Origin of the sequence: Pseudomonas sp. LFM046 (assembly GCF_000949385.2) — a bacterium.
Taxonomy (GTDB): Bacteria; Pseudomonadota; Gammaproteobacteria; order Pseudomonadales; family Pseudomonadaceae; genus Metapseudomonas.
Genome location: NZ_JYKO02000001.1, coordinates 4,327,064 through 4,346,769, shown reverse-complemented (window position 1 = coordinate 4,346,769; position 19,706 = coordinate 4,327,064). Strand labels below are relative to the sequence as shown.

Genomic DNA, 19,706 nt, shown 5'->3' with positions numbered 1-19,706 from the left:
GAGGTTGAGGCCGTCGTCGGCGTCCGTGTCGTTACTGGCCACATTGATGTTGACGCTGCCGCCTTCGTTGACGGTGGCAGTGTCGGCGACAGCGACCGGCGCATCGTTCACCGGGGTCACGCCGATGCTGACGGTGACCGGGTTGGACTCGACGCCAGACTGGTCCTTGATGGTGTAGGTGAAGCTGTCGGCGGTGGTCTCGCTGCCGTCGTGCTGATAGCTGACGGTACCGTCGGCGTTGACGGTGAGGGTGCCATGCGCCGGGTTGGTGCCGATGACGATGCTGCCGAGGTCGAGGCCGTCGTCGGCGTCGCTGTCGTTGCCGGCCACATTGATGTTGACACTGCCGCCTTCGTTGACGGTGGCAGTGTCGGCGACAGCAACCGGGGCATCGTTCACCGGGGTGACACCGATGCTGACGGTGACCGGGTTGGATTCGGCGCCAGACTGGTCCTTGATGGTGTAGGTGAAACTGTCAGCGGTGGTCTCGCTGCCGTTGTGCTGGTAGCTGACGGTGCCATCGGCATTGACGGTAAGGGTGCCGTTGGCCGGGCCGCTGGTGACGGTGATGCTGGTCAGGTCGAGGCCGTCGTCAGCGTCGCTGTCGTTATTGGCCACACTGATGTTGACGCTGCCACCTTCGTTGACGGTTGCGCTGTCGGCCACAGCAACCGGGGCGTTGTTCACCGGGGTGACGCCGATGCTGACGGTGACCGGGTTCGACTCGACGCCGGACTTGTCCTTGATGGTGTAGGTGAAGCTGTCTTCAGTGGTCTCGCTGCCATTGTGCTGGTAGCTGACGGTACCGTCGGCGTTGACTGTGAGGGTGCCGTTGGCCGGGCCACTGGTGATGGTGATGCTGCCCAGGTCGAGGCCGTCGTCGGCGTCCGTGTCGTTACTGGCCACACTGATGTTGACGCTGCCGCCTTCGTTGACGGTGGCGCTGTCGGCTACGGCAACCGGCGCGTCGTTCACCGGGGTGACCCCGATGTTGACGGTGACCGGGTTGGACTCGACGCCGGATTTGTCCTTGATGGTGTAGGTGAAGCTGTCGGCGGTGGTCTCGCTGCCATTGTGCTGGTAGCTGACGGTACCGTCGGCGTTGACGGTGAGGGTGCCGTTGGCCGGGCCGCTGGTGACGGTGATGCTGGTCAGGTCGAGGCCGTCGTCGGCGTCCGTGTCGTTGCCGGCCACATTGATGTTGACGCTGCCGCCTTCATTGACGATGGCAGTGTCGGCCACGGCAACCGGCGCGTCGTTCACCGGCGTGACCCCGATGTTGACGGTGACCGGGTTGGACTCGGCGCCGGACTTGTCCTTGATGGTGTAGGTGAAGCTGTCGGCGGTGGTCTCGCTGCCGTTGTGCTGGTAGCTGACGGTGCCATTGGCGTTGACGATCACGGTGCCGTTGGCCGGGCCACTGGTGATGGTGATGCTGCCCAGGTCGAGGCCGTCGTCAGTGTCGCTGTCGTTATTGGCCACACTGATGTTGACGCTGCCACCTTCGTTGACGGTGGCAGTGTCGGCGACAGCAACCGGGGCGTCGTTCACCGGGGTGACGGTGATGTTGACTGTGGCGGATTCCTGGTTCCCGGCGGCGGTGGTGACGGTGTAGGTGTAGCTGTCGGGGCCGTTGTAGTTGGCGCTCGGGGTGTAGGTGACGGTGCCGTCGGCGTTCAGGGTGACGGTGCCATGGGTGGCGGTGCCGACCGAGGTGACCTGGGCGCCGGCGCCGAAGGTGTCGTTGGCCAGGACGTTGGTAGTCAGCGACTGGTCCTCGGCGACGGTGACGGCATCGTCCTTGGCGTCGACGACCGGCTTCACAGTGACGTTGACGGTGCTGGTGACGGTGCCGCCGTTGCCGTCGCTGACGGTGACGGTGAAGCTGTCGCTGCCGTTGAAGTCGGTGCCCGGGGTGTAGGTGTAGGCGCCGTCGGTGCCGAAGGTGACGCTGCCATGGGCCGGCGAGGTGCCGACGGTGTAGGTCAGGCTATCGCCGTCCAGGTCGCTGGCCTGGATGGTGCCGGTAACCGGGGTGTCTTCGTCGGTGGTGATGGCGAAGTCGTTGCTGTCCGGCACGTGGCCGTCGCCGCCGTCGATCACCGGGGCGTCGTTCACCGGGGCAACCGTGATGGTAGCGGTCGCTGGAGTGGAATCCTCCAGGCCATCGTTGTCCACGGATGCATATTCAACGGTGGTGGTGCCGTTCCAGTTGGCATCCGGCACGAATGTGACAGTGGCGCCATTGGCGGTTGCTGGAATGACCGCGCCGATACCCAGGACCACGCCATCGAGGAGCAGCGTGCCGTTGCTCGGCAACGACTTGATGACGAAGTGGTCAACGCTGCCGTCCACATCCGATCCGCTCAGAACAACCGGAATACCTTCAGCGTCTTCGTTGCCGGAAGCGGACGTCGCGTTGGTCTCGGGCGCGTCGTTCTCCGGGGTAACGGTGATGGTCAGCGTTGAGCTGCTGCCGGTGTTGGTGGTGTAGCTGACCTCGGGAACCTCACCATTCCAGTTAGGTGCCGGGGTGAAGACGTAGGTGCCGTCAGTGTTGATCACCAGGCTGCCGATCTGGCCGATGGTGGCCGTGGTGCCTGCGGTGAAGGTGCCCTGCACGCCATCAATGCTGAAGGTGGCGACGGTGAGGACGTCGTCTACGTCGCTGTCGTTGGCCAGCACGTTGCCGGTCGCCGGGTTGTCCTCGGCTACGGTCTTGCTGTCGGCGACCAGGATCGAGGCATCGTTGACGGGGGTGACGTCGGCGAAGCTCAGGTCAGCGGTATCGGTGGCGGTGCCGTCGGTGACGGTGTAGGTCGCGGTCGGCACCGGGCCGGTGTAGTCCGGCGCCGGAGTGAAGCTGTAGGAGCCGTCGGCGTTGATCACCAGGGAGCCGACGCCTTTGATCACGGCGGTCTGGCCGGCCTGGAAGGTGCTCTCACCGATGGTGAACTGGGTAACGGTCAGGGTATCGCCGTCGACGTCGCTGTCGTTGGTCAGGACGTTGCCGGTGGCCGGAGTGTCTTCGGTGACGGCGGTCGGGCCATCGTTGAGCGCAACCGGCGCATCGTTGACCGGGCTGACATCGGCGAAGCTCAGGTCAGCGGTATCGGTGGCGGTGCCGTCGGTGACGGTGTAGGTCGCGGTCGGCACCGGGCCGGTGTAGTTCGGCGCCGGGGTGAAGCTGTAGGAGCCGTCGGCGTTGATCACCAGGGAGCCGACACCATTGATCACGGCGGTCTGGCCAGCCTGGAAGGTGCTCTCACCGATGGTGAACTGGGTCACGGTCAGGGGGTCGCCGTCGACGTCGCTGTCGTTGGTCAGGACGTTGCCGGTGGCCGGGGTGTCTTCGGTGACGGCGGTCGGGCCATCGTTGAGCGCAACCGGCGCATCGTTGACCGGGGTGACATCGGCGAAGCTCAGGTCAGCGGTATCGGTGGCGGTGCCGTCGGTGACGGTGTAGGTCGCGGTCGGTACCGGGCCGGTGTAGTTCGGCGCCGGGGTGAAGCTGTAGGAACCGTCGGCGTTGATCACCAGGGAGCCGACGCCATTGATCACGGCGGTCTGGCCGGCCTGGAAGGTGCTCTCACCGATGGTGAACTGGGTCACGGTCAGGGGGTCGCCGTCGACGTCGCTGTCGTTGGTCAGGACGTTGCCGGTGGCCGGGGTGTCTTCGGTGACGGCGGTCGGGCCATCGTTGAGCGCAACCGGCGCATCGTTGACCGGGGTGACATCGGCGAAGCTCAGGTCAGCGGTATCGGTGGCGGTGCCGTCGGTGACTGTGTAGGTCGCGGTCGGCACCGGGCCGGTGTAGTTCGGCGCCGGAGTGAAGCTGTAGGAACCGTCGGCGTTGATCACCAGGGAACCAATACCCTCGATCACGGCGGTCTGGCCGGCCTGGAAGGTGCTGCCACCGATGGTGAACTGGGTCACGGTCAGGGTGTCGCCGTCGACGTCGCTGTCGTTGGTCAGGACGTTGCCGGTGGCCGGGGTGTCTTCGGTGACGGCAGTCGGGCCGTCGTTGAGCGCAACCGGGGCATCGTTCACCGGGTTCACGCCGATGCTGACGGTGATGGTGTCTGTCCCGCCGTTGCCATCATCGACAATGACCGTGAAGCTGTCGTTGCCGTTGAAGTCAGGATTGGGCGTGTAGACGTAGGAGCCATCGGGCTTGACCACCACGGTACCGTTACCGGGGTTGTTGCCCAGGCTGAATGTCAGCGAGTCCCCATCCTGATCGGCGGCAGTCACCTGGCCCTGGATCGGGGTGTCTTCGTCGGTGGTGATGCTGGCGTCTTCGCCTTGCGGCGCGTTGTTCGGCGCAGCCGGCACTTCTTCGACCGCCGGGGCGTTCAGCAGCGGCGACGAATCGTCCACCTCCTGGGCTTCGGCGACCGGGGGAATGGCGCCGGTTTCGAAACCAATGTTGGCGTCAACCCGACCGGCAGTCGCGTCCAGCATCACGAAGCTGTGACCGCCGCCCACGCCGCCTGTATTGCCGCCCGCGTTGCCCGCGCCCGGACCGGCCGCGGTGGCTTCGAGTGCCTGGGTCGGGTCGACGCCGGCCTCGATCGCCTTCTGCAGCTGCGCGACGTCTGTGGCGGGAGCCTCGGTCTGTGCCTGGGTGGGCTGGGTCTGGGCGTGGACGCTGGTGTCGCCTTCGCTCCATTGGGAGTCACGGCCCAGGTCGAGGGTGCGGCCGTCTGCCAGTTCCAGGCTCACCATGCCCGCGTCGCCCGTCAGGACCTGATCGCCCTTGAAGAGTCGATCCCCCTCGACCAGAAGGCGCTGGAGCCCATCGGACGAAACGGCAAACACCTGGCCAACAATGCTTTTGACAATCGCAACGACACTGCTCATGGGCGACTCTCCTGGATTGACTCTCAGCTGGCTTGTCGTCGCTGGGGTCGCAAAGTGCGGCGACCAAGCGCAGGACTGACATTCCCTTCTATAGTTAATAGCGTGGCGAATTGATGGCGCCAATATATTGGCTTATTACATTTGGCTATTGCGAATATGCCAAAGTATTGACCAATTGATTCCCATCCTAAACAATCAATTTCATGCTGTCACTTTGATATTTGCTCACTCGTCTCGGGGGATCCAGTGTGACCTCGGTCACGAAGTCTGAACGTAGACGAGAAGCGCTTTTGGCGGGCCTCCGGCGAGTTTCCGGGCCGCGAAAACCAACGAAAAGGATGCCAAGAATATGCGTTTGCGTTTCTCCACCGTTCTTCCGTTCGCCCTGGTCGCAAGCCTCCCTGTCCATGCGCAGAGCCTCTCCGAGGCCATGCAGCAGGCCATGGATGCCCACCCGGAAATCCAGGCAGGCGTTAACAGCCGTTTGTCGGCCGACAAACAGCTCCAGGCGGCAAAGGGGGGATACCTGCCGTCCGTCGACTTGTTGGGCGGTTATGGCCGTGAAGGCACTGACGACACCAGCACCCGGGCAACCGGCAATGACCACTGGAAGACCATGACCCGCGGTGAGTCCAGCGTGCGCCTGCAGCAGATGGTGTTCGACGGCTTCGCCACCCAGAACGAAGTGGCCCGCCAGCAGGCCACCGTCAACTCCCGTGCCTATTCCCTGCTCAGCACGTCCGAGCGCACCGCGCTGGATGTGTCCCAGGTCTACCTCGATGTGCTGCGCCGCCAGGAAATGGTTCGCCTGGCCGAACAGAACCTGCGCAGCCACGAGCGCATCTTCGACCAGATCAGCCTGCGTAGTGAGCGCGGGGTAGGGCGCCTGGCCGACCAGGACCAGGCCGAAGCGCGTCTGGCCCAGGCCCGCAACAACCTGATCACCGAACAGACCAACCTGGCTGATGCCCGTACCAATTACTTCAGCGTGGTAGGTGTGGCGCCGGCTGACCTGAGCGATCCGGCCGGTCTGCCTGGACAGCTGCCGGAATCTCTCGATGACGCCCGCAAGGCCCTGCTGGCCAACAGCCCGGTCCTGCGTTCCGCCGAGTCCGATGTCGCTGCGGCCGAGAAGCAGTACGAAGCCGCCAAGTCCACCTTCTATCCGCGTTTCGACGCCGAATTGTCCCGCAACGCGGACAATGACCTGGATGGCGAGAACGGTCATTCCAACGAATGGCAGGCAATGTTGCGCATGCGTTACAACCTGTTTGCCGGCGGCAGCAACAAGGCCGACCTGGAATCCAAGGCCTACCAGATCAACGAGGCCCTGGACATCCGCAACAACGCCCTGCGTGTGCTGAACGAAGACCTCGGCCTGTCCTGGAACGCCCTGGGCAACGCTCGCGAGCAGCTGCCGATCGCGCAGCAGTATGTCGACTACAGTACCCGTGTGCGTGAGTCCTACCAGAAGCAGTTCAGCATCGGCGAGCGCACGCTGTTGGACCTGCTGGACAGCGAAAACGAGCTGTTCACTGCCTCTCGTCGGCTGGTCGATCTGCGTTACACCGAGTTGTTTACTCAGTACCGCATCAAGGCCACGATGGGCGAGTTGCTGAAGAGCCAGGGAGTGGTCGCGCCGATGGCCTCGGTCGTACAGACGGAGCTGAAGCCCCAGGCAACCCTTCCCGGCCTGAACTAAGTCCTGATCCGATGCGCACCGCCCGGTGAGACGCCTCCGTCTCGCCGGGCTTGTGAGTTCTGATCCGGGCTGAGCCTTTCGAAGAACCCAGAACAAGAGTGCCGAGGCGTGGATCCAGAAGTCAGTCGCGTTCAACTCAACACCGATCCACGCGGTCAGCATGACGATCCCTTGCTGGACTCGCTGCTGTCCCTGTGCGTCCTGCACCGCAAGCCGGCCAACCGGGCCATGCTCACCAGCGGACTGCCACTGCCCAAGCAGCGCCTGACCCCCGAGCTGCTGCCCCGCGCGGCAGCCCGCGCCGGCCTCCAGGGCCGACTGCTGCAGCGGCGCCTGGAGCAGATTCCGAAGATCGCCCTGCCGGCCCTGCTGTTGCTCAAGGAAGGTCGCTGCGCGGTGATGCTCGGCTGGACCGACGACGGCAAGGCACGCCTGCTGCTCAGCGAGAGCGACGGCGGCGAAGTGAAGGTGACGCGTGAGCTGCTGCAGGAGGACTACAGCGGCCAGGTGTTCTTCGCCCAGCCCCAGCACAAGTACGACCTGAACCAGGGCAGCCTGATCCCGCGCACCCAGTCCTGGTTTCGCGACACCCTCAAGCGTTCCCGCTGGCTCTATATCGATGCGGTGGCCGCCAGCCTGCTGATCAACCTGATCGGCCTCAGCGCGCCACTCTTCGTGATGAACGTGTACGACCGCGTGGTGCCCAACCAGGCCGCCGCCACCCTCTGGGTGCTGGCCATCGGCATCTCCGGCGCCTACATCTTCGATCTGCTGCTCAAGACCATGCGCGGTCTGTGCCTGGACCTGGCGGGCAAGAAGACCGACCTGATCATTTCCGCCACCCTGTTCGAGCGCATCGTCGGCATGGCGATGAAGTTCCGTCCGACGCGGGTTGGCAGCTTTGCCCAGAACATCCACGAGTTCCAGACGCTACGGGACTTCCTCGCCTCCCTGACCCTGACCAGTGTCATCGACCTGCCGTTTACCCTGCTGATCCTCTTGGTGATCGGCCTGCTTGGCGGCCCCCTGGTCTGGGTGCCCCTGCTGGCCTTCCCGCTGGCCCTGGGCATCAGCTGGCTGCTGCAGAAACCGCTGGTGGCGACCATGGACCGCACCATGGCGCTGGCCGCCGAGCGTCAGTCGAGCCTGATCGAAACCCTCGCCAGCCTCGATGCGGTGAAGGTGAACAACGCCGAGAGCGACCGTCAGTACATCTGGGAACAGACCATCGGCACCCTCGGCCGCCTCGAACTGCGGGTGAAGATGCTCTCCAGCCTGGCGATGAACCTGACCCTGATGATCCAGCAGCTCGCTGGCGTGGTGATGATCGTTGCCGGCGTCTACCTGATCATGGCCGGCGACCTCAGCATGGGCGGCCTGATCGCCTGCTACATGCTCAATGGCCGCGCCCTCGGCCCGCTGAGCCAGTTGTCGGGCCTGTTCACCCGCTACCAGCAGGCGCGCCTGACCATGAATTCCGTGGACCAGATGATGGACCTGCCCCAGGAACGCCAGGAAGGCGAGCAGCCGCTGGTCCGCTCCAAGCTGCAGGGCAGCCTGGAACTGCGCGAGGTCAGCTTCACCTATCCGCACCAGCAGAGCGTGGCCCTCAGCGGGGTCAACCTGATCATCCGTCCGGGCGAGAAGATCGGCATCATCGGCCGCAGCGGCTCGGGCAAGAGCTCCCTGGCCAAGCTGATCGTCGGGCTCTACCAGGCCGACTCCGGCAGCCTGCTGGTGGACGGCACCGACATCCGCCAGTTGGACGTCAGCGAGCTGCGCCACAACGTCGGCTACGTGCCCCAGGACATCCAGCTGTTCAGCGGCACCCTGCGCGACAACCTGATGTCCGGTGCCCGCTACGTGGAAGACGAGCTGGTCCTGCAGGCCTCCGAGCTGTCCGGCGTGCACGAGTTCGCCCGGCTGCACCCCCAGGGCTACGAGCTGCAGGTGGGCGAGCGTGGCCAGAACCTGTCCGGTGGCCAGCGGCAGAACGTCGCCCTGGCCCGCGCCTTGTTGCTGGACCCGCCGATCCTGCTGCTCGACGAACCCACCAGCTCCATGGACAACCCGGGTGAGGAGCGCTTGAAGGAGCGCCTCGCCGCGGTAATCGCCAACAAGACCCTGCTGCTGGTCACCCACCGTGCCTCCATGCTCTCGCTGGTGGACCGGCTGCTGATCGTCGACCGTGGCCGGGTCATTGCCGATGGTCCGAAGGAATCGGTCATGGAAGCGCTGAAGAAGGGGCAGATCAGTGTCGCATAAGGCTTCCGGCGCGCTGCGCCAGTATTTCCAGGGCAGCGAGTCCCTGTCCGACCAGCCGCTCCCCGAGGTCAACAAGGCCCTGGTGGAAGACGCACCTCGCGTGGTGCGCCTGACCATCTGGACGCTGATCGGCTTCACCCTGTTCATGCTGCTCTGGGCCCACTTCGCCCAGATCGATGAAGTCACCCGGGGTGAAGGCAAGGCCATTCCTTCGTCCAAGCTGCAGAAGATTCAGAACCTGGAAGGCGGCATCATTTCCGAGCTGTTCATTCGCGAAGGCCAGGTGGTGGAAGTGGGTGATCCGCTGCTGCGCCTGGACCCGACCCGCTTCCAGTCCAACGTCGGTGAGACTGAGGCCGACCGCACCGCCATGCAGCTGCGGGTGGAGCGCCTGAGCGCCGAGGTCGAGGAGCGCCCGCTGCGGATCTCCGAGGACCTGCGCAAGCTCGCCCCGGAACAGACGGCCAGCGAGGAAGCGCTCTACCGCAGCCGGCAGCAGCAATTGCAAGACGAGGTGGGCGGCCTGGAACAGCAGCTCGTGCAGCGTCGCCAGGAGCTGCAGGAGTTCATTTCCAAGCAGGAGCAGTTCCGTAACAGCCTGCAGCTGCTGCGGCAGGAGATCGCCATCTCCGAGCCCCTGGTGGCCGAGGGCGCCATTTCCAAGGTGGAAGTCCTGCGCCTGCGCCGTGCCGAGGTGGAAAACCGTGGCCAGTTGGAAGCCACGGGCCTCGCCATTCCCCGCGCCGAGTCGGCGATCAAGGAAGCCGAGAACAAGATCGCCGAAACCCGTTCGCGCTTCCGCAGCGAAGCCCTGGGCCAACTGAACGAAGCGCGCACCGAGCTGAACAAGGCCAATGCCACCGGCAAGGCGCTGGAAGACCGGGTCAAGCGCACCCTCGTCACCTCGCCCGTGCGCGGCATCGTCAAGCAACTGCTGGTGAATACCATCGGTGGCGTGATCCAGCCGGGCAGCGACCTGGTGGAAATCGTGCCGCTGGACGACACCCTGCTGGTGGAAGCACGGATCCGACCCCAGGACATCGCCTTCCTCCATCCCGGGCAGAAAGCCATGGTCAAGTTCACCGCCTACGACTACACCATCTACGGCGGACTGTCGGCCGAACTGGAACAGATCGGCGCGGACACCATCACCGACGAGGAAGGCAACAGCTTCTACCTGATCAAGCTGCGCACCCAGAAGAGCCACCTGGGCACCGAGCAGGACCCGCTGCTGATCATCCCCGGCATGGTGGCCACGGTGGACATCATGACCGGCAAGAAGAGCATCCTCAGCTACTTGCTGAAACCCATCATCCGCGCCCGGGCCGAGGCGCTGCGCGAGCGTTGAGCCTGCGCTGATGCTTCGTAGGAAGGAGCGAAGCGATACCCATCAGCCCGGTCCGCATGGGTATCGCTCTGCTCCACTCATCTTGCGTTGCTGAGACTCATCATCTGGGGGCTGGGCGAGGTCACTCGGTGAACAGTTTCTGCACCACCGAGAAATCCTTCTTGCCCTTGCCCTGCTTGAGCAGCAGCCGATACAGCTGCAACGCCAGGGCGCCCATGGGGGTGCTGGAGAGGCTGTTCTGCGCGGCCTCCTGGGCAAGCCCCAGGTCCTTGGCCATCAGCTCGGCCATGAAGCCGCCTTCATATTCCTTGCTCGCCGGCGCGTTGGGCATCACGCCCGGCCACGGGTTGTAGCGCTCCAGCACCCAGTTGCCGCCTGAACTCTGGCGCATGATCTCGGCGAGGATGGCCGGGTCCAGGCCATTGGCCACGCCCAGGGCCATGGATTCGGCGGTGCCGATCATCTGCACCGCCAGCAGTTGGTTGTTGCACACCTTGGCCACCTGCCCGGCGCCGTCGGGACCGGCATGGAAGATGTTCTTGCCCATGGCCTGGAAGATCGGCCGCGCCTTTTCCAGGGCCGCTGCCTCGCCGCCGACCATGAAGGTCAGCGTGCCGGCGGCTGCGCCCGCTGTGCCGCCGGACACCGGCGCATCCAGCAGTTCGATGCCGCGCGCTTTTGCGGCTGCATGGACCTTGCGCGCGGACTCCGGGGCGATGGTCGAGCACTCCAGCACCAGACTGCCGGCGACGATGGATTCCAGCAGCCCGCCATCGCCCAGCAGCAGACCTTCCACATGCCGGCTGGCCGGCAGCATGGTGATCACCACGCCCGCGCCGCTGACCGCGTCCCGTGCATCCCGCGCAGGCCTGGCCCCCTCGGCCGCCAATTCATCCACGGCGGCCTGCACCAGGTCGTAGACCGCCAGCGCGTGGCCGGCCTTGAGCAGGTTGCGGGCCATGGGCAGGCCCATGTGACCGAGTCCGATAAAGGCGATCTTGCTCATCGTGCTTCTCCTTGGTCCGGGCCCAGGGGCGCCGGGCTGCTTGTCAGAGATCGTCCAGGGGGTGCCGGCCTTCCCACACCGGCTCGAAATGGGCGTCGATCACCGCCCGGGGAATGGCGGCGACATCCGGCCAGTGCCAGCGCGGTGCGTTGTCCTTGTCGATCAACCGGGCGCGCACGCCCTCGGGAAACTCCGGATGGCGGCAGCAGTTCAGGCTCATCGCGTATTCCATGCGGAACACCTCGGCCAGCGACAGGTGCTTCGCCCGGCGGATCTGCTCCCAGACCAGGTGGGCGGTGAGCGGGCAGCCACCGGCCAGGGTCTTGGCGGCACGGGCCAGGGGCACGTCGCTGTCGTGGTGCAGGGCGGTCATGGCCTTCCAGGCTGCGGGCAGGTCGGCGACGTCCAGCAGTTCGTCGATGCGCTTGCGGCGCGGCAGCCACTGGGCTTCCGGCAGATGGCCACGGGCTTCGTGCTCCAGGGCCTTGAGCAGGCTGTTGAGCTGGGTTTGCGGCTTGTCCTGCCAGTTGAGCTGGACCAGGCCCTTGATCAGGGCGTCCTGCTGGTCTTCGAGGAGGAAGCGGTCGGCCAGGTCAAGGTCCAGGGCGTCGTGGGCGTTGATTGTGCCCGCCCCCAGGCCGAGGAAGAGACCGAGCTTGCCCGGCAGGCGGGCGAGGAACCAGCTGCCGCCCACATCGGGGTAGAGGCCGATATTGATCTCCGGCATCCCCAGGCGGCTGGACGGGGTGACGATGCGGATCGAGGCACCTTGCATCAGGCCCATGCCGCCGCCCAGCACATGGCCGTGGGCCCAGCAGATCAGCGGCTTGGGGTAGGTGTGGATACGGTGGTCGAGGCGGTATTCGTCCGAGAAGAAGCGGCCAGCCAGCGGCGGCACCACCCCGGGATGTTCGCGGCAGGCGTCCACCAGTTTGCGCACGTCACCACCGGCGCAGAAGGCCTTGGGCCCGTTGCCGCGCAGCAGCACGCAGACGATTTCCGGGTCCTGCGCCCAGGCGCGCAGCTTTGCGTCCAGGGCTTCGATCATCGGCAGCGACAGGGCGTTCAGGCTGGCTTCGGCGTCCAGGCTGGCGATGCCGATGCGGGCGCCATGCAGGCCACTGCGTTCTTCGAAACTCACATTCATGGTCGTGGTCGTCCGGCTATCGGTCATTTGTTGCGCCAGTGCGGGTCGCGTTTTTCCAGGAAGGCGTTGACGCCTTCGCGGGTGTCGTCGGCGTCGAACAGGTCGACGAAGCGCTCGCGCTCTTCCGGCAGCCAGCTGTTCGGCCCGCGCTCCCGCGCGCCCTGGATCAGCGGCTTGATGGTGCGCACTGCCACCGGGCTCTGGCGGGCCACCTTGGCCGCCAATAGCAGGGCGGTGCCACGGGCCTCGCCACTGTCCACCACCTGTTCCACCAGTCCGATGCGCAGGGCCGTCTCGGCATCCACGCGTTCGCCGCAAAGGATCATGCGCTTGGCCCAGCCTTCGCCCACCAGCCAGGACAGGGCCTGGGTGCCGCCGGCGCAGGGCAGCAAGCCTACGGCAGCTTCCGGCAGGGCCATCTGGGCCTGACGTTCGGCGATGCGGATGTCGCAGGCCAGGGCGCATTCCAGGCCGCCACCCATGGCGTAGCCGTTGATGGCGGCGATGGACACGCCACGGAAATCCCGCAGGGCCTCGAAGGCTTCGCCGAAGCGCCGGGCCATCTCGCGGGCGCGGGCCTTGTCGCCGTCGGCGAAGAGCTTGAGGTCGGCGCCGGCGCTGAAGAACTTCGGTCCCTGGCCGGTCACCACCAGGGCGTAGATGTTGTCGTCGTGGTTGAGGTGCTCGACCAGCTGCTTGAGGCCGATCAGCGACTCGCGGTCCCAGGTATTGGCCGGCGGGTTGTTGATGGTGAGCAGCGCAGTGTGGCCATGCTTCTCGACGGTCAGCTTGTGGGTCAGGTCGAAGACGCCGGGCTGGTAGGGTTCAACGGCAGTGGACATGTGCATCTCCTTACAAAAGACGGTCGAGGGCGCCGCCCTGTTCCAGTAAACGGCGCGCCACGATGACGCGCATGATTTCATTCGTACCTTCGAGTATCTGGTGCACCCGTGTGTCTCGCACCCAGCGCTCCAGAGGATAGTCGTTCAGGTAGCCGTATCCGCCGTGGAGTTGCAGGGCTTCGTTGCACAGCTCGAAGCACTGGTCGGTGGCGAAGCGCTTGGCCATGGCGCAGTAGAGGCTGGCTTCGGCGTGGCGCTGGTCCAGGCGATGGGCGGCCAGGCGCACCATCTGCCGGCTGGCGGTGAGGGCGGTGAGCATGTCGGCGAGCTTGAACTGCAGGGCCTGGAAGTCGGCCAGGGGCTTGCCGAACTGTTTGCGTTCCTCCACGTAGCGCAGGCTCTGTTCGAGGGCCGCCTGGGCGGCACCGAGGGAGCAGCTGGCGATGTTCAGGCGACCGCCGTCCAGCCCCTTCATGGCATAGACGAAACCCTGACCCTCCGGGCCGATGCGATTGCCCGCGGGAACGCGCACGCCCTCGAAGGTGATGGTACGGGTGGGTTGGGCGCGCCAGCCCATCTTGTCTTCGTTGCGCCCGTAGCGGACGCCCTCGGCATCGGCCGGCACCAGGAAGCAGGAAATGCCCTTGGCGCCATCTTCCCCGGTGCGCGCCATGACGATCAGCACCTGGGTGCTGCCGGCGCCGGAAATGAAGCACTTGCTGCCATCCAGCACGTAATCGTCGCCGTCTCGGCGGGCGCGGGTGCGCAGATGGGCCGCGTCGGAACCGGCGTCCGGTTCGGTCAGGCAGTAGGACGCCAGCAGCTCGCCATTGATCAGGCCGGGCAGCCAGCGTGCCTTGAGCTCGGCATCGCCAAAGGAGGCGAGCATCCAGGCTGCCATGTTGTGGATGGTCAGGTAGGCGGTGGTGGCCACGCAGCCGGCGGCCAGCTGTTCGAAGATCAGCGAGGCAGACAACCGGGACAGCCCCAGTCCGCCGTCTTCTTCCGCGATGTAGAGGCCGAGATAGCCCTGCTCGGCCGCGCGGCGGATCACCTCCAGCGGGAAGTGGTGGCCCCGGTCCCAGTCCGCGGCAAAGGGAGCCAGCTCATGGCTGGCGAAGGCGCGGGCGCTGTCCACCAGCAGGCGTTGTTCTTCGGTGAGGTCGAAATCCATATGTCGTGTGCCTTGGCTCGGTTGCGTGGCGGTGCTGCGCACCGCTTGGCGAATGAATTCGCCCCTACTTCAAATGGATGGTCATGTTCGGGCCGGTGACGGGTGTGTCATCGAACCATCGCGTGGTGACCGTCTTGGTTTCGGTGTAGAAGCGCACCGCCTGTTTGCCGTAGGCATGGAGGTCGCCGTAGAAGGAGCCCTTCCAGCCCGTGAAGGAGAAGAAGGGCAGGGGCACCGGGATGGGCACGTTGATCCCTACCTGGCCAACTTCCACCGCATGCTGGAAGTGCCGCGCGGCGCCGCCGGAGCGAGTGAACAGGCTGGTGCCGTTGCCGTAGGGGTTGGCGTTGACCAGGGCGATGGCTTCTTCGAGGCTGTCCACCTCCATGCACACCAGCACCGGGCCGAAGATTTCCTCGCGGTACAGGCCCATCTTCGGCGTCACGCCACGGAACAGGGTCGGGCCCAGCCAGTTTCCGTTCGGATAGCCGGGCACCTGGCACTGGGAGCCATCCAGCAGGCATTCGGCGCCTTCTACCTTGCCTTCGGCGATCAGCCGCAGTACCCGCTGGCGGGCTTGCTGGCTGATGAGCGGACCGAACGCCGAATGGGCGTCCTTCCAGTGACCGGGGCGCAGCTCGGCCATCTGTGCGGCCAGTTCGGGAATCCACTGGCGCGCCTCGCCCACGAAGATCGCCACGCTGATGGCCATGCAGCGCTGGCCGGCGGCCCCGCAGCTGGCACCCACCAGGTTGCTCAGCACCTGGTCCTTGTGGGCGTCGGGCAACACCACCATGTGGTTCTTGGCGCCGGCGAAGGCCTGCACCCGTTTCAGGTGGGCGGTGCCGGTGCGGTAGATGTGCTGGCCCACGGGTACCGAGCCGACGAAGGAAATGGCGCGCACGTCCGGGTGGGTGAGCAGGGCGTCGACCTGCTCGCGCCCGCCGTGGATCACCTGGAGCACGCCTTTGGGCGCACCGGCTTCGATGAACAGCTCGGCAAGGCGGTTGGGTGTCAGCGGGTCCTGCTCGGAGGGCTTCAGGACGAAGGTGTTGCCGCAGGCGACGGCCAGCGGAAACATCCACAGCGGGATCATCGCCGGGAAGTTGAAGGGGGTGATGCCCACACACACGCCCAGCGGCTGGACCCAACTGGCGGTGTCGATCTCGCGGGCAACGTTCTCAACCGTTTCGCCCATCATCAGGCTGGCCACGTTGGCGGCGTGCTCGGCCACTTCGATGCCGCGCCAGACATCGCCCTTGGCATCGGCGAAGGTCTTGCCGGTTTCGCTCGCCAGCAGTTCGGCGAGCTCGTCGTGATGGTCCTTGAGCAGTTGCTGGTAACGCAGCATCAACCGGGCGCGTTCCGGTACGGGCACTTCACGCCAGGTCTGGAAGGCTTCCTTGGCGCTGGCGACAGCCGCCTCGATTTCCTCGGCCGTGGCCTTGGGCGCCAGGGCCAGGACTTCCTGGGTCGCCGGGTCGGTGACTTCGATCAGCTCGCGGGCGCGGCTCTCGCGCCATTCGCCATCGATGAGTTGCGGAATCGTCTTGGCCATCTTGTCCTCCTCGAAGCCGGCCCATGCTGGAACGCGGGGGGGCTTGTCTGTGTTGGGACCTTGTTTTTTCTTGTTCTTATAGCGGCGGCCGAGGCAGTTGTGGATTGACGATCTTGGTTGCGGGATGGACGATCTTGGTATTGAAGGTCATCACAACGACAGCCATGAATCGCAACGTGGAAACCTCCAACTGGCCCTTGCCGGCCAACGGCGTGCGCTTCACCACGCCACCCCGCCTGCGCCGCCTGCTGGCTCGCAATCCCTTGACCTCCGCCTGTTACCCGCTGGCCCTGGGCTACTACCCGGAGGCCCAGGGGCATCGCATGCAGCGCCACGCCCCGGACGACAACCTGCTGATCTACTGCCGCTCGGGACAGGGCTGGCTGGAGTATGGGGATGGACGATTCGAGGTGGGCGGTGGTGACCTGCTGCTCCTGCCCAAGGGGCAGCTGCACGCCTACGGCGCTGATGCCCAGCGGCCCTGGAGCATCTATTGGGTGCACTTCGAGGGCGAGTTGGTGGAGGAGTACCTGCGTCCGCTGGGGCAGTCGGCCCTGCGCCGCATTGGTGTGCAGCCGCGCCTGCTGGCGGACTTCGATGCCCTGCTGGGATTGCGCAAGCAGGGCCTGAACTTGCCTCATTTCATCCATGCCGCCCATCAGTTGCAGACCCTGCTGACGTCGCTGGCGGTGCTGCCGGTGCGGGGCTACCTCAAGTCCGGCCGGGTGCTGGACGTCGATGCGGTGCAGGCGGTGATGCGCGCCCACCTCCATGACAGCCTCAACCTCGACCAGTTGGCGGCGCAGTTCAAACTGTCGCGCTTCCACTTCGCCAAGACCTATCGCGCCCTGACCGGCCATGCGCCGATCCAGGACTTCATCCAACTGAAAATGGCCCACGCCTGCCGCCTGCTGGACGAAGGCGACCAGGGCGTGCGGCAGATCGCCGAGCAGCTGGGGTACGAGGACGTCTATTACTTCTCGCGACTGTTCCGCAAGGTGGTGGGGATGGCGCCCAGTCATTACCGGGCGTTGCATCAAGGGTGAGCTACGCGGCGGTTGTGGGGGCGAATGCATTCGCCCTTGCAGGGAGTCGCGTCAGGCCGTACAGACGTAGGGTGGACATCGCTTTTCATGTCCACCGTCGTGGCTGGGGGCGAGCGCAATGGTGGATCGGTGAAGCGTGATCCACCCTACGATCTGGCGGACCGCTTGAGGCCAGCGAGTCAATCGGTGCCCAGCGACCTGCCGCCCAGCAACTTCAGCCACAGCGCCACCACCTCCGCCATTTCCGCCCGCAATATCTGCGGCGCCGGCAATTCCATGCGCTGGTAGGCAGGCAGCCTGGCCAGGCGTTCGTCGTCGCGAGGCTCGTCCAGCAGTTGGCTGGCAACCTGCACGACATCCGCCAGGTCCACCGGGCCTTTGTGCTGGCGGCACCAGTCGCGGCGCAAGCGGGCGCAGTCCAGCAGGGTGGCGGGCAGTTTCCAGGCGGTCAGCAGGAGCACGCCCAGGTCGTCCGAAAGCTGATCGCAAAGCCGTTGCAGGTCGACCTCCAGGCGCGAGACGTGGGGCCACTGGTGCAGCTCCTGCAACAGCGGCAGGCTGCCGACATCCTGCAGCAACCCGGCGAGCAGGGCGTCTTCCACTTCCAGATGGGGCAGGTGCTGGGCCAGGCCGGCGCTGAAAGCGGCCCGCTGCAGGCTGAGGCTCCAGCGCTTGCTGAACACTTTCAGCAGGCTGGATTCGGCGCCGTCGAACAGCTGCCGCAATTCGAAGGCCAGCACCAGGTTGGCCAGGCGTTTGCCATCCAGCTGTTTCACGACTTCCTGCAACTGGGAAGCGGGCCGGATATGGCCGAGCAGGGGCAGGGCGGCGAACTGCATCAGGCGACTGGCCAGGGCTGGGGACTCTTCCAGCAGGGCGCAGATCTGCTCGCTCGCGGGCTTGCCGGCGGCCAGCAGCTGACGCAGGCGCGGGGATACCCCCGGTATCGGCGGCAGGGCGTCTGGGTCCTTCAGGAAGCGCTCATAGAGCGCGACTTTCACCGAGTCGTGGCGATTGTCCATGCGGGGTTTGTTCCTTGCGTCCTTGATTGACAAGGGTAGTGGGCATTTTTTAGGGTGCCCGACCATCGGGCGGGAAGCGCCCCGGCAACCGCCACGGAAAAGAATGAGCAATGACTGAGAACGACGATCGGATCAAGCTCGAACCGAGCTGGAAAGATGCCCTGAAGGACGAGTTCGAGAAGCCCTACATGAAGGCCCTGGGCGACTTCCTGCGCCAGGAGAAGGCCTCCGGAAAGGTGATATTCCCGCCCGGCCCGCTGATCTTCAACGCCCTGAATTCCACACCGCTGGAACAGGTGAAAGTGGTGATCATCGGCCAGGACCCCTACCACGGTCCCGGCCAGGCCCACGGCCTGTGCTTCTCGGTGCAGCCGGGCGTGCCCGCGCCGCCGTCGCTGCAGAACATCTACAAGGAACTCAAGCGCGACCTGAACATCGAGATTCCGTCCCACGGCTACCTGCAGTCCTGGGCGGAGCAGGGCGTGCTGCTGCTCAACACGTCCCTCACCGTCGAACAGGCCCGCGCGGGTTCCCATGCCAGCGCCGGTTGGCACCACTTCACCGACAAGGTAATCGAAGTGGTCAGCCAGCGTCGCCAGAGCCTGGTGTTCCTGCTCTGGGGCTCCCATGCCCAGAGCAAGGAACGGCTGATCGATCCCACCAAGCACCTGATCCTGAAGTCCGCGCATCCGTCTCCGCTGTCGGCGTACCGTGGTTTCCTCGGCAATGGCCACTTCAGCCGCTGCAACAAATTCCTCGCTCAGCACGGGCTGGACCCCATCGACTGGAGCCTGCCGGAGCTGTAGCGCGCTCAGCCCGGGTAGCACTCCAGTCCCTTCAAGTCCGCCACCAGATCGCCGATGCGTTGGCGCAGTACGCTGCGCTGACGCTCGTCGGCGCTGTTGAACAGGTCCGCCAGCAGCCGCGCCATGGCCTCTTCCGCCGCCGGGTAGGCCTTGCGGTAAGCCGGTGTCCAGAAGGATTCCGGCTGCTGCAGCAAGGCGGTGAAGCGTGACGGGAAGTCCGTGTTGTGGCGGGCGTAGAGGGTGTTGCGCAGCTCCTTCTGCCAGTTCTGGCGGTTCTCTTCCCAGACCCTGTTGTAATCGCCCTGGGCCTTGGCCCAGGCGTCGATGCGCGCCTGCTGGCTCGGCCGCAGCGGCCCCATCCAGTCCTCGACATGCCCGCGCATGCGTTCCGCCCGCGCCGCGATCTGTTCCTTCAGGGGCGGGGCGACGTGTTCTTCATGGAGCTCGGCATTGCGTTCGTCCATGGCCACGTAAAGTTCGCCCATCTGTGAGGGCGACAGGCTCTCCGCCAGGCCCAGCGCGGTGGGAGTGATCTCCACGGCGATGCCCAGAATGGCGTCGCGGACCTGGGAAAACTGGCCCTGCAGATCCGTTTGCGTGAGGCTGGGGCGCTGGCTGAGCTGGCTCAATTGTTCCAGCCAGGCGACGTACTCCGGCAGCTGGGTCCGGCAGTGCCAGTCCAGGTGCTTGCGCAGGCGAGGTTCCAGCCAGCGCTCCTGGTTGTCGTCGAGGGTGACGAAGGTGCCGATCCACCAGGGGATGACCACGTCGAGGTTTCGGTACGCCAGATCGAGGCGGCTGCAGGCGGCCAGCAGCAGGATGAGCCCGAACAGCAGGGGGCGTAGACAGACGGTGCGTCCGTACATGAGGGGCAGCCTTGGCGACGATCGAATACGGGAGAGCATAGGCCCGACTTGTTGCTAATGA

13 protein-coding genes are annotated in these 19,706 nt (G+C 65.4%); 5 read left to right on the top strand and 8 right to left on the bottom strand.

Annotated elements, in window-relative coordinates; genetic code table 11:
* A partial coding sequence (locus tag TQ98_RS27800) for a retention module-containing protein (RefSeq protein WP_103103015.1) occupies positions 1 to 4,863 on the bottom strand: 4,863 nt, incomplete at its 3' end.
* Between the two features lie 349 nt (positions 4,864 to 5,212).
* Here TQ98_RS27800 and TQ98_RS19970 point away from each other — a divergent pair.
* From TQ98_RS19970 to TQ98_RS19960, 3 genes are all read left to right on the top strand, one after another.
* Entirely contained in the window at positions 5,213 to 6,565 is a 1,353-nt protein-coding gene (locus TQ98_RS19970; RefSeq protein WP_044870629.1) for a TolC family outer membrane protein, read from the top strand.
* A 108-nt stretch (positions 6,566 to 6,673) separates the two neighbouring features.
* The gene (locus tag TQ98_RS19965; protein ID WP_044870628.1) at positions 6,674 to 8,830 is read left to right on the top strand and encodes a type I secretion system permease/ATPase; all 2,157 of its coding nucleotides are present in this window, start codon (positions 6,674 to 6,676) and stop codon (positions 8,828 to 8,830) included.
* Positions 8,820 to 10,178 (top strand): HlyD family type I secretion periplasmic adaptor subunit, encoded by a 1,359-nt coding sequence (locus TQ98_RS19960; protein WP_044870627.1) that lies wholly within the window; start codon positions 8,820 to 8,822, stop codon positions 10,176 to 10,178. Before TQ98_RS19965 ends, TQ98_RS19960 begins: the two co-directional genes overlap by 11 nt.
* Positions 10,179 to 10,299: 121 nt before the next feature.
* Here the strand turns inward: TQ98_RS19960 and mmsB are convergent, their stop codons facing one another.
* The 5 genes from mmsB to TQ98_RS19935 all read right to left on the bottom strand — a co-directional run bounded on the left by mmsB (position 10,300) and on the right by TQ98_RS19935 (position 15,905).
* Positions 10,300 to 11,184, bottom strand: coding sequence for a 3-hydroxyisobutyrate dehydrogenase (gene mmsB / locus TQ98_RS19955; RefSeq protein ID WP_044870626.1), 885 nt, complete (start codon positions 11,182 to 11,184; stop codon positions 10,300 to 10,302).
* Positions 11,185 to 11,227: 43 nt separating this feature from the next.
* The gene (locus tag TQ98_RS19950) at positions 11,228 to 12,331 is read right to left on the bottom strand and encodes an enoyl-CoA hydratase/isomerase family protein (RefSeq protein ID WP_044870625.1); all 1,104 of its coding nucleotides are present in this window, start codon (positions 12,329 to 12,331) and stop codon (positions 11,228 to 11,230) included.
* A gap of 23 nt (positions 12,332 to 12,354) precedes the next feature.
* Positions 12,355 to 13,173 carry an enoyl-CoA hydratase gene (locus TQ98_RS19945; RefSeq protein ID WP_044870624.1) on the bottom strand — a complete coding sequence of 273 codons (819 nt, stop codon included), beginning with the start codon at positions 13,171 to 13,173 and terminating at the stop codon, positions 12,355 to 12,357.
* Positions 13,174 to 13,183: 10 nt separating this feature from the next.
* A complete protein-coding gene (locus tag TQ98_RS19940; protein WP_044870623.1) occupies positions 13,184 to 14,347 on the bottom strand; it encodes an isobutyryl-CoA dehydrogenase in 1,164 nt (387 codons plus the stop codon).
* Positions 14,348 to 14,411: 64 nt separating this feature from the next.
* Entirely contained in the window at positions 14,412 to 15,905 is a 1,494-nt protein-coding gene (locus TQ98_RS19935) for a CoA-acylating methylmalonate-semialdehyde dehydrogenase (RefSeq protein WP_044870622.1), read from the bottom strand.
* 164 nt (positions 15,906 to 16,069) lie between these two features.
* On the opposite strand from TQ98_RS19935, the gene TQ98_RS19930 reads away from it, so the two are divergent.
* Complete coding sequence (locus TQ98_RS19930) at positions 16,070 to 16,951, top strand: AraC family transcriptional regulator (protein ID WP_044870621.1); 882 nt, start codon at positions 16,070 to 16,072, stop codon at positions 16,949 to 16,951.
* Between the two features lie 179 nt (positions 16,952 to 17,130).
* On the opposite strand, the gene TQ98_RS19925 is transcribed toward TQ98_RS19930, so the two are convergent.
* The gene (locus TQ98_RS19925; RefSeq protein WP_044870620.1) at positions 17,131 to 17,973 is read right to left on the bottom strand and encodes an HDOD domain-containing protein; all 843 of its coding nucleotides are present in this window, start codon (positions 17,971 to 17,973) and stop codon (positions 17,131 to 17,133) included.
* A 110-nt stretch (positions 17,974 to 18,083) separates the two neighbouring features.
* Between TQ98_RS19925 and ung the strand changes: the two genes are divergently transcribed.
* Positions 18,084 to 18,779 (top strand): uracil-DNA glycosylase, encoded by a 696-nt coding sequence (ung, locus tag TQ98_RS19920; protein ID WP_044870619.1) that lies wholly within the window; start codon positions 18,084 to 18,086, stop codon positions 18,777 to 18,779.
* Positions 18,780 to 18,784: 5 nt separating this feature from the next.
* Here the strand turns inward: ung and TQ98_RS19915 are convergent, their stop codons facing one another.
* Positions 18,785 to 19,645: a DUF6279 family lipoprotein gene (locus TQ98_RS19915; RefSeq protein ID WP_044870618.1), complete on the bottom strand. Its 861-nt coding sequence runs from the start codon at positions 19,643 to 19,645 to the stop codon at positions 18,785 to 18,787.
* Positions 19,646 to 19,706 lie beyond the last annotated feature (61 nt).

Excerpts from the sequence above, each read along its gene's own strand:
- TQ98_RS19970 (WP_044870629.1), top strand. The coding sequence starts at position 5,213 with ATGCGTTTGCGTTTCTCCACCGTTCTTCCGTTCGCCCTGGTCGCAAGC.
- mmsB (WP_044870626.1), bottom strand. The coding sequence starts at position 11,184 with ATGAGCAAGATCGCCTTTATCGGACTCGGTCACATGGGCCTGCCCATG.
- TQ98_RS19950 (WP_044870625.1), bottom strand. The coding sequence starts at position 12,331 with ATGAATGTGAGTTTCGAAGAACGCAGTGGCCTGCATGGCGCCCGCATC.
- TQ98_RS19945 (WP_044870624.1), bottom strand. The coding sequence starts at position 13,173 with ATGTCCACTGCCGTTGAACCCTACCAGCCCGGCGTCTTCGACCTGACC.
- TQ98_RS19940 (WP_044870623.1), bottom strand. The coding sequence starts at position 14,347 with ATGGATTTCGACCTCACCGAAGAACAACGCCTGCTGGTGGACAGCGCC.
- TQ98_RS19935 (WP_044870622.1), bottom strand. The coding sequence starts at position 15,905 with ATGGCCAAGACGATTCCGCAACTCATCGATGGCGAATGGCGCGAGAGC.
- TQ98_RS19930 (WP_044870621.1), top strand. The coding sequence starts at position 16,070 with ATGAATCGCAACGTGGAAACCTCCAACTGGCCCTTGCCGGCCAACGGC.
- TQ98_RS19925 (WP_044870620.1), bottom strand. The coding sequence starts at position 17,973 with ATGGACAATCGCCACGACTCGGTGAAAGTCGCGCTCTATGAGCGCTTC.
- ung (WP_044870619.1), top strand. The coding sequence starts at position 18,084 with ATGACTGAGAACGACGATCGGATCAAGCTCGAACCGAGCTGGAAAGAT.
- TQ98_RS19915 (WP_044870618.1), bottom strand. The coding sequence starts at position 19,645 with ATGTACGGACGCACCGTCTGTCTACGCCCCCTGCTGTTCGGGCTCATC.